Annotated in this window: 14 protein-coding genes; 9 read left to right on the top strand and 5 right to left on the bottom strand. The window is 60.4% G+C overall.

Annotated features, from left to right (window positions below):
- Window positions 1–37 precede the first annotated feature (37 nt).
- The 9 genes from JNB85_RS03155 to glpK all read left to right on the top strand — a co-directional run bounded on the left by JNB85_RS03155 (window position 38) and on the right by glpK (window position 10,114).
- Window positions 38–811 (top strand): DeoR/GlpR family DNA-binding transcription regulator, encoded by a 774-nt coding sequence (locus JNB85_RS03155; protein ID WP_183827560.1) that lies wholly within the window; start codon window positions 38–40, stop codon window positions 809–811.
- A gap of 114 nt (window positions 812–925) precedes the next feature.
- Entirely contained in the window at window positions 926–2,455 is a 1,530-nt protein-coding gene (glpD, locus tag JNB85_RS03150; protein ID WP_220332927.1) for a glycerol-3-phosphate dehydrogenase, read from the top strand.
- A gap of 41 nt (window positions 2,456–2,496) precedes the next feature.
- Entirely contained in the window at window positions 2,497–3,576 is a 1,080-nt protein-coding gene (locus JNB85_RS03145) for an ABC transporter ATP-binding protein (RefSeq protein WP_220332926.1), read from the top strand.
- A 9-nt stretch (window positions 3,577–3,585) separates the two neighbouring features.
- On the top strand, window positions 3,586–4,656 hold the full coding sequence (locus JNB85_RS03140; RefSeq protein ID WP_220332925.1) for an ABC transporter ATP-binding protein: 1,071 nt from the start codon (window positions 3,586–3,588) through the stop codon (window positions 4,654–4,656).
- Window positions 4,657–4,661: 5 nt separating this feature from the next.
- On the top strand, window positions 4,662–5,528 hold the full coding sequence (locus tag JNB85_RS03135) for a carbohydrate ABC transporter permease (RefSeq protein ID WP_220332924.1): 867 nt from the start codon (window positions 4,662–4,664) through the stop codon (window positions 5,526–5,528).
- A 14-nt stretch (window positions 5,529–5,542) separates the two neighbouring features.
- Window positions 5,543–6,370 (top strand): carbohydrate ABC transporter permease, encoded by an 828-nt coding sequence (locus tag JNB85_RS03130; RefSeq protein ID WP_220332923.1) that lies wholly within the window; start codon window positions 5,543–5,545, stop codon window positions 6,368–6,370.
- Window positions 6,371–6,382: 12 nt separating this feature from the next.
- The gene (locus JNB85_RS03125; protein ID WP_183742052.1) at window positions 6,383–6,664 is read left to right on the top strand and encodes a DUF2160 domain-containing protein; all 282 of its coding nucleotides are present in this window, start codon (window positions 6,383–6,385) and stop codon (window positions 6,662–6,664) included.
- A gap of 80 nt (window positions 6,665–6,744) precedes the next feature.
- The gene (locus JNB85_RS03120; protein WP_220332922.1) at window positions 6,745–8,475 is read left to right on the top strand and encodes an ABC transporter substrate-binding protein; all 1,731 of its coding nucleotides are present in this window, start codon (window positions 6,745–6,747) and stop codon (window positions 8,473–8,475) included.
- Between the two features lie 142 nt (window positions 8,476–8,617).
- Entirely contained in the window at window positions 8,618–10,114 is a 1,497-nt protein-coding gene (gene glpK / locus JNB85_RS03115) for a glycerol kinase GlpK (protein ID WP_220332921.1), read from the top strand.
- A gap of 374 nt (window positions 10,115–10,488) precedes the next feature.
- Here the strand turns inward: glpK and JNB85_RS03110 are convergent, their stop codons facing one another.
- From JNB85_RS03110 to JNB85_RS03090, 5 genes are all read right to left on the bottom strand, one after another.
- A complete protein-coding gene (locus tag JNB85_RS03110; protein ID WP_220333099.1) occupies window positions 10,489–11,685 on the bottom strand; it encodes an MFS transporter in 1,197 nt (398 codons plus the stop codon).
- 278 nt (window positions 11,686–11,963) lie between these two features.
- Window positions 11,964–13,880 (bottom strand): beta-N-acetylhexosaminidase, encoded by a 1,917-nt coding sequence (locus tag JNB85_RS03105; RefSeq protein WP_220332920.1) that lies wholly within the window; start codon window positions 13,878–13,880, stop codon window positions 11,964–11,966.
- A 31-nt stretch (window positions 13,881–13,911) separates the two neighbouring features.
- On the bottom strand, window positions 13,912–14,682 hold the full coding sequence (locus JNB85_RS03100) for an SDR family oxidoreductase (RefSeq protein ID WP_220332919.1): 771 nt from the start codon (window positions 14,680–14,682) through the stop codon (window positions 13,912–13,914).
- Between the two features lie 19 nt (window positions 14,683–14,701).
- Window positions 14,702–15,568, bottom strand: a complete 867-nt coding sequence (locus tag JNB85_RS03095; RefSeq protein WP_220332918.1) for a MurR/RpiR family transcriptional regulator — start codon at window positions 15,566–15,568, stop codon at window positions 14,702–14,704.
- A gap of 24 nt (window positions 15,569–15,592) precedes the next feature.
- Window positions 15,593–15,979, bottom strand: coding sequence for a RidA family protein (locus JNB85_RS03090; protein ID WP_220332917.1), 387 nt, complete (start codon window positions 15,977–15,979; stop codon window positions 15,593–15,595).
- Window positions 15,980–16,038 lie beyond the last annotated feature (59 nt).

The following is a 16,038-nucleotide window of genomic DNA, read 5'->3' as shown; positions in this document are numbered from 1 at the left end:
GTTTCGCTAAAGATGAAAACCAAACGAAGGAGGGCGCATGTTTCTGTCGGATCGCCAGGAGAAGATCATCGCGCTTGCAAGGTCGTCGGGCCGGGTCCTCGTCGACGATCTGGCAACACAGTTTGCCGTGACGCCGCAGACGATCCGCAAGGATCTCAACGATCTTTGCGATGCGCAACTTTTGACGCGCATTCACGGCGGCGCAACTTTCCCGCGCGGGACGGAGAATGTCCGCTATGATGCACGCCGTCAGATCGCCGCGACGGAAAAGCAGGCGATCGGTGTTGCGGCAGCCGATCTCATCCCCAACAACAGCTCGCTCTTCATCAATATCGGCACGACGACGGAAGCTGTCGGAGAGGCGCTTTCCGATCATCATGAATTGATGGTGATCACCAATAACATCAATGTGGCCAACAGGTTGCGGTTGATCGACAATATCGAGGTCGTCATTGCCGGTGGCGTCGTGCGCCAGTCCGATGGCGGTATTGTCGGCGAGGCTGCGGTCGATTTCATCCGCCAGTTCAAGGTCGATTATGCCGTGATCGGGGCCTCCGCGATCGATCCGGACGGCGCTTTGCTCGACTATGATTTCCGAGAGGTGAAGGTGGCGCAAGCCATCATCGCCAATGCCAGACACGTCATCCTGGTTGCGGATTCGACCAAGTTCGAACGGACGGCCCCCGTCCGCATCGGGCAGATTTCGCAGGTTCACACCTTCATCACCGACCAATGCGATTCACCTTCCATCCGCAATATCTGTCAGCAGAGCGGCGTCGTGCTCGTCGAAACTGCGAAAGCCAATCGCTGATTTTGGCGGCGAATAACATTCGTTTGACATTCGGAAAATTTTCGGTTTAATCATATTTACTTTCGCAATGGTCGGGAGAACCGTTGTGCTTTTCCTGGCTCGCAGAGGGGGAACATGGGCCGAGTCCACGATATTTTCGTCATAGGGGGCGGGATCAACGGCTGCGGCATCGCCCGCGATGCGGTCGGTCGTGGTTATACGGTTGCGCTTGCCGAGATGAATGATTTCGCCTCCGGCACCTCGTCGGGTGCCACCAAGCTCATCCATGGCGGCTTGCGCTATCTCGAACATTACGAGTTCCGCCTGGTGCGGGAGTCGCTGATGGAGCGCGAGATCCTATGGGCGATGGCCCCGCATATCATCTGGCCGCTGCGCTTCGTGCTGCCTTATCACAAGGGCGGGATAAGGCCGGCCTGGATGATCCGGCTTGGCCTGTTCCTCTATGACCATCTCGGCGGCCGCAAGCTGTTGCCGTCGACGTCGGTCTTGAACATGCGCACCGATCCAGCGGGAAAACCGCTGAAGGCGATCTTTGCGAAGGCCTTCGAATATTCCGATGGATGGGTCGACGATGCCCGCATGGTGGTGCTCAATGCCCGCGATGCCGCCGACAAGGGCGCGCTGATCATGCCGCGCACCAAGGTGGTTTCGGCCCGGCAGGAGAAGGATGCACAGGGCAAGGACATCTGGAACATCGACACGATCAATACGATAACCGGCGAAGGCGGGCGCCATCAGGCCCGCATGCTCGTCAATGCCGCCGGTCCCTGGGTCGACCATGTCATCCGTTCCGCCTTCGGCCAGAACGCAGCCCGCCACGTACGCCTCGTCCAGGGCAGTCACATCATCGTCAAGAAGAAGTTCGAGGACCCGCGCGCCTATTTCTTCCAGAACCCCGACAACCGCATCATCTTCGCCATCCCCTATGAGAATGACTTCACGCTGATCGGCACCACGGACCGCGACTACACCGCCGATCCGAAGGATGTGAAGATTTCGCAGGAGGAGACGCTCTATCTCTGCAATGCGGCGTCCGAATATTTCAAGGAGCCTGTCAGACCCGAAGATATCGTCTGGACCTATTCGGCGGTTCGCCCACTCTTCGACGATGGAGCGTCGAAAGCACAGGAAGCCACCCGCGACTATGTCTTGAAGGTCGAGGGCAAGGAGGGCGAGGCGCCGTTGCTCAACGTGTTCGGCGGCAAGCTCACCACCTACCGGCGTCTGTCGGAACATGCGCTGGAGAAGATTGGCGAGGCGATCGGCATCAAGGGAAAACCGTGGACGGCGGGCAGCCATCTGCCGGGCGGTGACTTTCCGGTGCGGGGCTATGAGGGCGAAGTCAGCAAGCTCAAGGCTCGCTATCCGTTCTTGAGCGAAGGCCATGCCCGCCGGCTTGTGCGTCGCTATGGCACTAAGGCCACCACACTTCTCGGCAAGGCCCAGAAGATCGAAGACCTCGGCAGATCGTTCGGATCCGATCTCTACGAGGCTGAAGTTCGCTATCTGATCGACAATGAATGGGCCGTTTCCGCAGAGGATGTGCTGTGGCGGAGAACGAAGGCCGGACTGCACATGACGACGCAACAAATGCACATATTGGAGGAGTACATCGCCGCCTTGCCCGCGCAGCTTGCCGGGTAGGATGGCATGTGGTCCCGTCTTGAGGAGGCACGGGAACCGGAATGCTTGAATTGCGCAATGCCGCAAAGATGGTCGGCGGTGAATATCACATTCACCCGACGGATCTGACATTTGAACGGGGATCGCTGAACGTCCTGCTCGGACCGACGCTCTCCGGCAAGACATCATTGATGCGGCTGATGGCCGGTCTCGATCGACCGACCAGCGGGTCGGTCTATTTCGATGGGGCCGATGTCACCGGCATGCCGGTGCAGAAGCGCAATGTCGCCATGGTCTACCAGCAGTTCATCAATTATCCCGCCCTCAGCGTCTACGAAAACATCGCCTCGCCGATGCGCATTGCCGGGCGCGATGCCAAGTCGATCGACACCGAGGTGCGCAAGGCAGCCGAGCTTTTGAAGTTGACACCCTATCTCGACCGGACGCCGCTCAATCTGTCCGGCGGTCAGCAGCAGCGCACCGCGCTTGCCCGCGCACTTGTCAAGAATGCCAGCCTCGTGCTGCTCGATGAGCCGCTCGCCAACCTGGACTACAAGCTGCGCGAGGAGCTGCGCGAAGAGCTGCCGCGTATTTTCGCTCAATCCGGCGCCATCTTCGTCTATGCGACGACGGAACCTTCAGAAGCTCTGCTGCTCGGTGGCAATACGGCAACGCTCAGCGAAGGCCGCGTCACGCAGTTCGGCAACACGATCGCCGTCTATCGTCGGCCTGTGGACCTCATCACCGCCAAGACCTTCGCCGATCCGCCGCTGAACTTCATCGATGTAACGAAGGCCGGCGGCAGTTTCCATCATGCCGGTGGCGCCGAGATCGTCGTGCCACCGCATCTGGCCGGCACACCCGACGGCGCGGTGACGATCGCCTTTCATCCGCATCACCTGTCGCTCGAAGCCCAGACCGCGGCCTCGCCAAAGCTTGTCGCCCGCACGCAGATTTCGGAAATCACCGGCTCAGAAAGCTTCGTGCATGTCGATTTCAACGGTGTGCGCTGGGTGATGCTGGCGCATGGCATCCACGATATCGACCCGGATACGGAGATCGCCGTCTTCCTCGACACCCGCCATCTCATGGCCTTCGGGCCGCACGGACGGGCAATCGCAACCGGCAATCAGGCGGCATAGGAGGTCTTAATGGCACGTATCACGCTCGACCATATCCGCCACGCCTACGGACCAAATCCGAGGACTGAAAAAGATTATTCCCTGAAGGAAGTCGACCACGAGTGGAATGATGGCGGCGCCTATGCGCTGCTCGGTCCGTCCGGTTGCGGCAAGACCACGTTGCTCAACATCATCTCCGGGCTGCTGCAGCCTTCGCACGGGCGCATCCTCTTCGATGGCCGCGATGTCACCGATCTTTCGACGCAGGCGCGCAACATCGCTCAGGTCTTCCAGTTCCCGGTCATCTACGACACGATGACGGTCTACGACAATCTCGCCTTTCCGCTGCGCAACCGTGGCGTCGCCGAGCCGGAAGTCGACCGGCGAGTACGCGAGATCCTCGAGATGATCGACCTCACCGGCTGGGCCAAGCGCAAGGCGCAGCGGCTGACGGCCGACCAGAAGCAGAAGATTTCGCTCGGTCGCGGCCTCGTGCGCAACGATGTCAATGCCATCCTGTTCGATGAGCCGCTGACGGTCATCGATCCGCATATGAAATGGGTGCTGCGCTCGCAATTGAAGCGATTGCACAAGCAGTTCGGCTTCACCATGGTCTATGTCACGCATGATCAGACCGAGGCGCTGACCTTCGCCGACAAGGTGGTCGTCATGTACGATGGCGAGATCGTCCAGATCGGCACGCCGGCCGAGCTTTTCGAACGGCCGAGCCATACGTTCGTCGGCTATTTCATCGGCTCGCCCGGCATGAATGTCATGCCCGCCAAGGTCGCTGGCTCCAGCGTCCGCGTCGGTGAGGAAACGATCGATCTCGACTACGCGCCCGACACGTCACGGGCGGCCAAGGTGGAACTCGGCATCCGCCCTGAATTCGTCCGGCTGGGTCGCGATGGCATGCCCGTGTCGATCCTCAAGGTCGAGGATATCGGCCGGCAGAAGATCGTCCGCGCCCGTTTCGCCGGCCAGCCGCTGGCGATCGTTATGACCGAGGACGCGGAAATCCCGCAGGACGCGCGGATCAGTTTCGATCCCGCGGCCATCAGCATCTACGCCGATTCCTGGCGTGTCGGCAGGGAGGCTTAAGGCACATGGAAAAGACCTGGAACAACAAGGCCTGGTTTCTGGTTCTGCCGGTCCTGGTGCTCGTCGCCTTCTCGGCGGCAATCCCGCTGATGACGGTCGTCAACTATTCGGTGCAGGATACGTTCGGCAACAACGAATTCTTCTGGGCCGGCACGGACTGGTTCGTGCAGACCCTGACCTCCGACCGCTTTTGGGACGCCCTGCAGCGTAACCTGGCCTTCTCCGTCATCATCCTGGCGCTCGAAATTCCGCTTGGCATCTTCATTGCGCTGAACATGCCGAAGAAGGGTATTGGCGTTCCGGTCTGCCTGGTGCTGATGGCGCTGCCACTGCTCATCCCGTGGAATGTCGTCGGCACCATCTGGCAGGTCTTCGGCCGCGTCGATATCGGTCTGCTCGGCCATACGTTGGAAGCGATCGGGCTAGACTACAACTACGTGCGCGACCCGCTCGACGCCTGGATCACCATCATCGTCATGGACGTCTGGCACTGGACGAGCCTCGTCGTGCTGCTCTGCTATGCCGGCCTCGTCTCGATCCCTGACGCCTATTATCAGGCCGCCAAGATTGACGGCGCCTCGCGCTGGTCCGTCTTCCGTTACATCCAGCTGCCCAAGATGAAGCGCGTGCTTTTGATCGCCGTGCTGCTGCGCTTCATGGATAGCTTTATGATCTACACCGAGCCCTTCGTCGTCACCGGCGGCGGGCCGGGCAATTCGACGACCTTCCTGTCGATCGACCTCGTCAAGATGGCCGTCGGCCAGTTCGACCTCGGTCCTGCGGCGGCGATGTCGATCATCTACTTCCTGATCATCCTATTGCTGTCATGGATCTTCTACACGGTCATGACCAGCAGCGATGCCGACGCTTGAGAAAGGAGAGATCCATGGTTTCGACAATGAAATACAAGCCCGCCGGAAACCTCTCCTGGGTCGTCACTTCGATCTACATTCTCTTCCTGCTGCTGCCGATCTACTGGCTGGTCAATATGAGCTTCAAGGAGAATGCCGAGATTACCGGAGCCTTCTCGCTCTGGCCGCAGAACCCGACGATCAGGAACTATGCCGTCATCTTCACCGATCCGTCCTGGTATAACGGCTATATCAATTCCATCATCTACGTGGCGATGAACACGGTCATTTCCGTGCTGGCGGCGCTGCCGGCGGCCTACGCCTTTTCGCGCTATCGCTTCCTTGGCGACAAGCACCTGTTCTTCTGGTTGCTCACCAACCGCATGGCGCCGCCGGCCGTCTTCGCGCTGCCCTTCTTCCAGCTCTATTCCGCCTTCGGTCTGATCGACACGCATATCGCCGTTGCCTTGGCGCATTGCCTGTTCAACGTGCCGCTGGCCGTCTGGATTCTCGAAGGCTTCATGTCCGGCGTGCCGAAGGAGATCGACGAGACGGCCTATATCGACGGCTATTCCTTTCCGCGCTTTTTCGTGAAGATCTTCATGCCGCTGATTGCCAGTGGCGTTGGTGTAGCCGCCTTCTTCTGCTTCATGTTTTCCTGGGTTGAGCTCTTGCTTGCCCGCACGCTGACGACGACAGCCGCAAAGCCGATCTCTGCGATCATGACGCGCACGGTATCTGCGGCCGGCATGGACTGGGGCGTGCTGGCTGCAGCCGGGGTGCTGACCATCATTCCAGGCGCGCTCGTCATCTATTTCGTGCGCAACTACATCGCCAAGGGCTTTGCCCTGGGCCGCGTCTGAGGAGGACCGGAGATGACCTTTTCGTGGATGGCCTGGACGCTGCCGACGGCGCTGTTCTTTCTGACGATCCTGGCACTGCTCATCGCCATGAGCGTGTGGGAATATTTTTCGCCGGGCGGTTCGCCGCGCATCGGCCTGTTGCGCTTCGAGACGACGCGCGGCGACCGGCTCTTCATTTCGCTGCTCGGTGCAGCATTCATTCATCTTGCATGGCTGGGTCTCGTGGGACCCGGCCTCTGGTGGGCTCTTGGCATCTCCGTGATCTACGCCATCGGCGTGTTCCGCTACGTGTGATGCCAAGGTGATACAGATGGCCGGGGGTTACTGGCCGCCTGAGACGTGAAAACTGCAATCGCAAACCCTGGGAGGATATTATGCGACGGCACCTACTAACGACGACAGCAGGCATTTTGCTGGCAATGGCGGGTTCTGCCTATGCCGGCATGGACGAGGCGAAGACTTTTCTCGACAAGGAGGTCGGCGATCTCTCGACGCTTCCGCGGGCCGACCAGGAAAAGGAAATGCAGTGGTTCGTCGATGCGGCGAAGCCCTTCGCCGGCATGGACATCAAGGTCGTTTCCGAGACGATCACCACGCACGAATATGAATCGAAGGTCCTGGCGCCTGCCTTTACCGCGATCACCGGCATCAAGATCACCCACGACCTGATCGGCGAGGGCGACGTGGTCGAAAAGCTGCAGACGCAGATGCAGTCGGGCGAGAATATCTACGACGCCTATATCAACGACTCGGACCTGATCGGCACCCATTGGCGCTACCAGCAGGCCCGCTCGCTCACCGACTGGATGGCCAACGAAGGCAAGGATGTCACCAATCCTGGCCTCGACATCGACGACTTCATCGGCAAGTCCTTCACCACGGCGCCTGACGGCAAGCTCTATCAGCTGCCCGACCAGCAGTTCGCGAACCTCTACTGGTTCCGCTACGACTGGTTCAACGACGAGAAGAACAAGGCCGATTTCAAGGCGAAATACGGCTACGATCTCGGCGTGCCGGTCAACTGGTCGGCCTATGAGGATATTGCCGAATTCTTCACCGGCCGCGAGGTCGATGGCAAGAAGGTCTATGGCCACATGGACTACGGCAAGAAAGATCCCTCGCTCGGCTGGCGCTTCACCGATGCCTGGCTCTCCATGGCCGGTAACGGCGACAAGGGCATCCCGAACGGCAAGCCGGTCGACGAATGGGGCATCAAGGTCGATGAAAACTCCCGGCCGGTCGGCTCTTGCGTCGCGCGCGGCGGCGACACCAACGGCCCTGCCGCGGTCTATTCCATCCAGAAATATCTGGACTGGATGAAGGCCTATGCACCGGCAGCCGCTCAGGGCATGACCTTCTCCGAATCCGGCCCGGTCCCGTCCCAGGGTGAAATCGCCCAGCAGATGTTCACCTACACGGCCTTCACCGCCGACTTCGTCAAGGAAGGTCTGCCGGTGGTCAACTCGGACGGTACGCCGAAATGGCGTTTCGCGCCAAGCCCGCATGGCGTCTACTGGAAGGATGGCATGAAGCTCGGCTATCAGGATGCCGGCTCCTGGACGCTGATGAAGTCGACGCCCGTCGACCGCGCCAAGGCGGCCTGGCTCTATGCTCAGTTCGTCACGTCAAAGACTGTCGACGTGAAGAAGAGCCACATGGGCCTGACCTTCATCCGCCAGTCGACGCTTGATCATAAGTCCTTCACCGATCGCGCGCCGAAGCTTGGCGGCCTGATCGAGTTCTACCGTTCGCCGGCCCGCCTGCAATGGTCGCCGACCGGTACGAACGTCCCTGATTATCCGAAGCTCGCACAGCTGTGGTGGCAGGCGATCGGTGACGCTTCGTCAGGCGCAAAGACGGCGCAGGAAGCAATGGACTCGCTTTGCTCCGAGCAGGAAAAGGTGCTGCAGCGCCTCGAACGCGCCAAGGTGCAGGGCGACATCGGCCCCAAGCTCGCCGAGGAGCACGATCTCGAATATTGGAACAAGGACGCCGTCGCCAAGGGCAACCTCGCTCCGCAGCTGAAGATCGAAAACGAGAAGGAAAAGCCCATCACCGTCAACTATGACGAGCTCGTCAAGAGCTGGGCCGAAGCCAAGAAGTAGGCTGATCGACCGGGCGTGAGCCCGGCAGCCATCAGACTTTCCCGGCGGCCTGCCGGGAAAGTCGACACCACTTCCAGACTAAAAAAGGGGACAGAGCTGCCGTTCCGGCGGAACGATGGCTGCTGCGCAGGAAACAGATGTCATGAGCGGCCATATCCTTGCCATCGACCAGGGCACGACATCGTCACGAGCCATCATTTTCGACCCTCGGATGCGGATCGCGTCGTCGGCCCAGACCGAGATCACCCAGCATTTCCCGCAGACCGGGTGGGTGGAGCACGATGCGAACGAAATCTGGGATACCGTGCTTTCGACGGCGCGGGATGCAGTATCAAAAAGCGGCTTGGCACCGGCTGCGGTTGCCGCCATCGGCATCACCAACCAGCGGGAGACGACGGTCGTCTGGGAAAGGGCCACCGGCCGCCCGCTCCACAAGGCGATCGTCTGGCAGGACAGGCGCACGGCCGAGATGTGCGACCGTCTGAAAGTCGATGGCTACGAAAAGCTCTTCACCGCCAAGACCGGGCTGCTGCTCGATCCCTATTTTTCCGGCACGAAGCTGCGCTGGCTGCTTGACAACGTCGAGGGACTGCGTGGCCGTGCCGAAGCCGGGGAGGTCTGTTTCGGTACGATCGACAGCTGGATCATCTATAAGCTGACCGGCGGGCGCATGCACGTCACCGATGCGACCAATGCCTCGCGAACTCTGCTCTATAATATTGCCGAGAACCGATGGGACGACGAACTTCTCGAGATCCTGCGCATCCCGCGGGCGCTACTGCCGGAGGTCAAGGACAGCGCCGACGATTTCGGTACGGTCGATCCTGACATATTCGGCGCTGATATCCCGATCCTCGGGGTCGCGGGCGACCAGCAGGCCGCGACGATCGGCAATGCCTGTTTCGAACCGGGCATGGTGAAATCGACCTACGGCACCGGCTGTTTTGCGCTCCTGAATACCGGTGACGACCGCGTGCACTCGAAGAACCGGCTGCTTTCCACCATCGCCTACCGTTTGAATGGCAAGACCACCTACGCTCTGGAAGGATCGATCTTCATTGCCGGTGCTGCCGTGCAGTGGCTGCGCGACGGTCTCGGCATCATCGAAAGAGCATCGGAAACCGGCGCGCTGGCCGATAGAGCCGATCCGCAGCAAAGGGTCTATGTCGTTCCGGCTTTTACCGGGCTTGGCGCTCCCTATTGGGATCCGGAGGCACGCGGCGCGATCTTCGGCCTGACGCGCAACAGCGGCCCGGCCGAACTGGCACGCGCCGTCCTGGAATCGGTCGCCTACCAGACGCTTGATCTGCTGGTGGCGATGCGCAGCGATTGGGGCGATCATCCGATCGAAACCGTTCTGCGTGTCGATGGCGGCATGTCGGCTTCCGAGTGGACCATGCAGCACCTCGCCAACATTCTCTCAAGCCCCGTCGACCGGGCAGCTACCTTGGAGACGACGGCGCTGGGCGCTGCCTGGCTTGCCGGATCGAAGGCCGGTGTCTGGCCGGGCCAGGATGATTTTGCCCGCGCCTGGGCGAGCGACCGTAGCTTTGAGCCTGATATGACTGATATCGACAGGCAGGCGAGGATCGTCGGCTGGCGCAATGCGATTGCGCGAACGCTCAGTACGGTGACCTGACCGGGGCGGACCACCACCGCAGAGAAAGAGCCGGGCCGTGTCAGGCCGTCCGGCTCATGGCGCTATCGATGTGTCCGTCTCAAGCGTCGAACCCGTTCTGCGTCTGCCGGTCGGACAGATGCACCTATGCCTTCGTGTTCGCTTCTGGCGCGGTGCGGCTACCGAAAACATCGCTGCTCCGGCGCAACGTGCCCGATCCGATGCCAGCCGCCGCGCTTGGACGCCTTTCGCTCGGCTGAACGTGTTTAATCCCTGGTCCCGGGAAATGACGAACGTATGCCGGCACTACGGTCTTCTGGTTGATCCCGTATTGCTTCGAAAGGTTCCCCCCAAGAAAAAACGCATCATCAAATGGCTGGACTATGCATTTAGGTTCAGCGCCGGCGCCGGTCGAGAAAAAGCAGCCATGCGGTCCCGGCAAGCCCGGAAAAAGCACCGACCACCGCGGTGCCGGAATAGCTCGTGACGGCGGTTCCCGCCGCAAAAAGGAGCGCACTCAGCCCGGCGCTGAGGAAGATGTTGACGGAGATCAACGCGCTGCCGAGACCCGGTCGCTCGGCGATCAGATCCTGAAGGTAGGTGATCGGGATGGAGATCAGCGACGCTGCGCCAATGCCGCTGATGATGGTCAGGGCGTAGACATGCCAGGGTTGATCGGCAAAGGCCAGAAAGGCCAGATAGAGCGCATAGATCAGTGCCCCGAGCGAAAGTGCTGCAAGCTGGCTGACGATGCGCAGCATGCGCGACCATACGATAATGAACACCACTTCCAAGAGCGCAACGATCCCCACTAGAACTCCGATATCGGCGACCGTGCCGTGAGCGGCGCCGGTGACGACGAGGGGAAATATCGCGTCGTTTACATGTAGCGTGCTGCTGATCAGCGCGACCGCCATGACCCGGCTGATGATCCTTGGAGACATCACCTGGCCGAGTGCGGCAAGGTAGGAGATATGGTGCGTAGCAGCACCGTCCGTGCCGCTTTGCCGCGGCAGCAAGAGGCCGATGAGCCCGACGCAGAGCAGGCAGGACAGGCAGGCAAAGAGATAGGCCGGTAACATGGAGGGCGAAGAGGACAATAAAACACCCGTAAGTCCCGGAACAAGCACCCAGGAGAGCGAGATCATGGCCCGGACGCCCGAATTGACGGTCGCCACCTCGCCAGGCGCCATTCCCCTGGCTGCGGCACGCACGTTGGCAAAGAGCAACGAGTTCAGCGAACCATAGACCGGCAGCAGCAGAAGCGCGCTGAGGACAAAGATCCCCTCAGTCGGAAAAAAATAGACCGCTCCATAACCGACAATGCCGAAGGTCGCGGCAACCAGCATCATCGTGCGATATTCACCGAGCCGGTCGGCAAAATTGCCGAAAAGAATGCTGACAACGACGTTGACGGCCGCGGCTGCGAAGATCAGCGCAGAGTAAACCTCGTTCGACAGGCCGAGCTCTAGGATTCCGACCACGGATCGATAAGGGGTCGTCGTCGCGCCCGCAAATCCGAACGTGAAAATGGCAATCATGCTCACGCGAATTGCGCGATTACGGAAAACGTCGGGGATCAAGCGGTTCACTATCGTCGTCAGCGTTTGGGGCGCGCCAGGCGGGAGGGGGATCGCCCCGCCCTCGCCAGGATCGCCATGGATCGTCTCTGGCATGAAAGTGTTTTGGAAGACAGGCCTGTATCGTGTAGCCGAAATCCTTGCCGAAGAGAAATTCCGGGCGGCTCGATCCTACTCTCGTCGGTTATGTCCTGGTTGTTCAACCTCTTTAAATCCAAAATACCGCCGGGAACGGCGCTACAAGTTTCGGATCGGCGATCGTCGCACAGATTGGGGCAGAAATTGCCATCTCAAAGCGTTGGGCTCAGTGGCACGATCGCCGCGAACCGGTCCCAATCCTTGGCTGCCCTCGGCGTCCAGGCAGCTTCGGCAATTGCCGGAAGACGGGGGAAGACGAGACGGTTGAAATAGCCGCGTGACAGGAAATGTTCCGACCAGATGCAGGCCTGGACACCCTTGAGCTTGTGCTTCAGCTCTTCAGGAAATTCGCCGGCTGCCTCATAGGCATAGGTGTGGGCTGGCGGAACGGTGCCGGCCCAGCTTGCGCCGGGTTCCTGGAAGGCCTCGGCCTGGACCATATCGAGATAGTAAGCCTGGCCCGGCGTCATGACGACGTCATAGCCTTGCTTGGCAAGTTCAATACCGACCTGGGGATTTTCCCAGGCCATCAGCAGGCTGTCCTTCGCCGCGACCCCACCGCCATGGGCGACCTCGTTCCAACCCGCAAGCTTGCGGCCACGCTTGTCGAGCATCGCCTTGATCTGTTTCAGGAAGTAGGACTGCAGTCCGAAAGTGCCGGAAATGCCTTCCTCGGCCATCAGCTTGATGGCAAGCGGCGAGGCGAGCCAGGAGCCGTTCGCCACTTCGTCCCCACCGATATGGATATAGGAAGAGGGAAAGAGTTCGACCATTTCGTCGAAGACCTTTTCCAGGAATTCGTAGGTCAGCGGCACGGCCGGGTTCAGCGCATTGTTTGGATAGCCCTGGACAGAATGGTAGCTTTCCGGTGCCTCCTGGCCGTCCGTCAGATCGGGAAGGGCAACCAAAGTCGCTGCATTGTGGCCCGGGATGTCGATCTCTGGAACCACCTCGACATTGAGGGAGCTCGCAAGCGCGACGATGTCTCTGACATCATCCTGCGAATAGAAGCCGCCGACCGGCTCTGCGCCATTGCCGAGCTGCGGCAGCAACGGCTCGTCCGGACCTCGCAACACGCCCGCCGTCGTCAGCTGCGGATAGGCCTTGATCTCCAGGCGCCAGGCCTCGTCGTCGGTCAGATGCCAGTGGAAGATGTTGAGCTTGAACCAGGCAAGGATGTCGATCAGCCGCTTGACGTCGTCAACCGGGTAAAACTGCCTGGAAACGTCGAGATGGCAGCCGCGCCAGCTGTAGCGGGGCCGATCGGAAATCGTTCCGGAAACCGGGAAGCGGAATTTGCCCTTGCTTGCCCGCGCACCGTGGAGCATCTGCGCGAGCGAGGTTAATCCATACTGGCGCCCAGCAGCGCCGGAATAGGATAGTGTCACGCGATCGGCCGAGAAAGTCAGCCGATACGCCTCAGCATCGAGCGACGCTTCCCTGCTAAAGGTCAGCGCGCGCCCCTGCGGCGAGGCGACCAGATTGAAAACCGAATGGTCGCTTTCGAAAAGGCGGCGGGTTAGCGAAATGCAGGCAGATATTGCCGACAATTCGTCTGCTCTGGCACCCTCCGGATAAAGAACGACCGGAAAACTGTCGCCCGGCTTTGCATCGATCTCGGCCGGCCAGGGCTGCAGTGCAAAAGGCAGGTCGAGGCGGCCCTCGGGCAGGAGTGCGGGCGGAGGCTCGCTCACGCGACCTTCGAGAAGCAGATCGGAAACGGCGACCGGCACATGTTCTCCCGAAGACAGCGTCAGATAGGCTGACTTGGCGCCATCGGTACAATGCCGCGCCGGACGGTGCAGGCCGGCGACCGTGAAGGTCCAGTGGTCGCCCGCAGCCAGGGTCAGTCCGGCCGGTGGTTCGAATTCATGAAAATTGGCGTTGCGTCTCAGGAAAGTGGCATTGCCACATGCCGCGGCATCGATGACCCGCGTGAGCGAAGTGTAGACAAGGGTGAAACCGGAAAGCGCCTTGCTGGAAAGATTGAAAAGCGTGAAGGTGAAGGCGCCATTCGTCCCACCATTGGGATTCCAGCTGCTTTCCAGGCGATAGTCGGCCGGTTTCATATCTCGTTCCTCTCGGTGTCTTTTATGATTTTCAGTAGTGCTCGGACTGGGAGAACGTACGGGCAAGCTCCGTCTGGCCGGCTGTCAGGCCGCAGTCGACCGGCAGGCAGACGCCGGTGATCGCCGCAGCCCCTGCCAGGAAGGCGACGGCATTGGCGACGTCCGTCGGATCGACCACGCGCTGGAGCGGATACCAGCGACGCGCATCCTCGAAGACATTGGGATTGGCGGCCGCGCGAACTTCCCAAGCCCGCGTCTTCACCGTCCCGGGGGCAACGGCGTTCGCGCGGATGCCAAATTTTCCGTATTCGACGGCAACCAGTCGGGTGAAATGCAGAAGTCCGGCTTTGGCCGCGCTATAGGCCGGATGGCCGAACACGTTCGTGCCGTTGACCGAGGCAATGTTGACCAGCGAGCCCCGCGACGCCTTCAGCTGGTCTTCGACGGCGCGGAAACAGAGAAATGCCGCTTCGAGGTTGAGCGCATTGTCGGCACGCCAGATTTCCGGCGTCGTATCATGCAGGCTGACGGCACGCGCTGCACCAGCATTGTTGACGAGCGTGCGCAGACTGCCGAGCCCGGCCGTGCGCGCGGCAAGAGCCGCAACGCTTTCCTCGCTGGTCACGTCGCATTCGACGACGACGAAGCGGTCGGCTGGCCCCAATGCGCCGGCAACGGCTGCCGCAGCGTCGGGATCGATGTCCGCGAGCACGATAGTGTCATGATCGTCGGCGAGCCGACCAGCGATTGCCGCTCCGATATCGCCTGCTGCTCCGGTCACGATGGCCACTGATCGTGTCATTGCTGCTTCCTTCTGTTGATCAATCGCCGAGTAGTTGCTTGTCGTCGTCGCCGTCGCGGTAGGTGACCAGCTGTTGCTTGATGCGCCTCAGCGTGACCGTCGCCTTCGCTCGGACGGCGTAAGCGACAAGGCTCGCCAGGATATCGACGGTCGCGATGTAGGCGATGCGCGTCGATGTCGGGCGGAAGATGTTCGTGCCTTCAGGAATATCGATCGGTACGACGATATCGGCGGCCTTGGCGACCGCGCTGCCGGTCTGTGTCAGCGCAATCGTCTTTACCTTGGCTTCGCGTGCCAGCGCAAAGGCCCGAACCAGCTCCGCGTTGCGACCGGAAAAAGACGAGCCGATGATCACATCGCCGGACTTTGCCGCTGCTGCCATCATCAACTGCATGCCGTGGTCGGAGCTGGCCGTGATGCGCAGGCCAAGCCGAAAGAGCCTGTTTTGCAGTTCATTGGCGATCATGGAGGAATTGCCGCCCGAACCGAAGGCATAGATCATCTCCGCCTTGGCGATCTGCGCGACAGCGGCTTCGATAGCGGCCAGATCCAGCGAGCGGTGCACCAAAAAAAGGGCGTTCTGCGCCTTGGTGATAATATCCTGAGCGACATCGGCCGGATCGCTGCTCTTTGATTCCGGCTTCAGGTAACGCACGCCGACATGGGCGGTGCGGGCAAGCTGCACCTTGAAATCGGAAAAGCTGTCGCAGCCGAGGCGGCGGCAGAACCGCGTGACCGTCGGCGGCGAGACTTCTGCGCGTTCGGCGAGCTCGATGATCGAGGCATTCACGGCGAATTCGAAATCATTGACGACAATGTCGGCGATGCGGCTCTCGGAGGCGGAAAGCCGGCCCCTGTCTTCCTGCAATGTGGAAAAGATGTCCAAGCCGATCCTCCCGCCGGTCGTCAGTCAGCTCTTCTTCTTGTAGGCAACGCAGTCGATCTCGACCTTGCAATCTACCATCATCGATGATTGGACGCAGGCGCGGGCCGGCGGATGGGCGCCGAAATAGTCCTGATAGATCTTGTTGAAGGACCAGAAATCGCGCGGATCGTCCAGCCACACGCCGACGCGCACAACATCCTCGACCCCATATCCGGCTTCGTCGAGGATGGCGAGCACATTGGCGATCGTCTTATGCGTCTGGGCGACGATATTGCCGTCGATGATCTCGCCGTTTTCCATCGCCACCTGACCGGAAACATAGAGCCAGCCATCGGCTTCGACGGCGCGCGCGAAGGGCAAGGGCTTGCCGCCCGCGCCGGTCTGAACAGTGCCATATCGCTTGATGGACATTCCTGATCCCTGCAAATTATTTTCTTGATAAGTTGACAAGGGACCATAGAAAGCGGATT

This window comes from Rhizobium mesosinicum (assembly GCF_019511345.1).
GTDB classification, from domain to species: domain Bacteria; phylum Pseudomonadota; class Alphaproteobacteria; order Rhizobiales; family Rhizobiaceae; genus Rhizobium; species Rhizobium mesosinicum.
The sequence above is the reverse complement of the archived record's forward strand: the minus strand, read 5'-3'. Positions and strand labels throughout refer to the sequence as shown.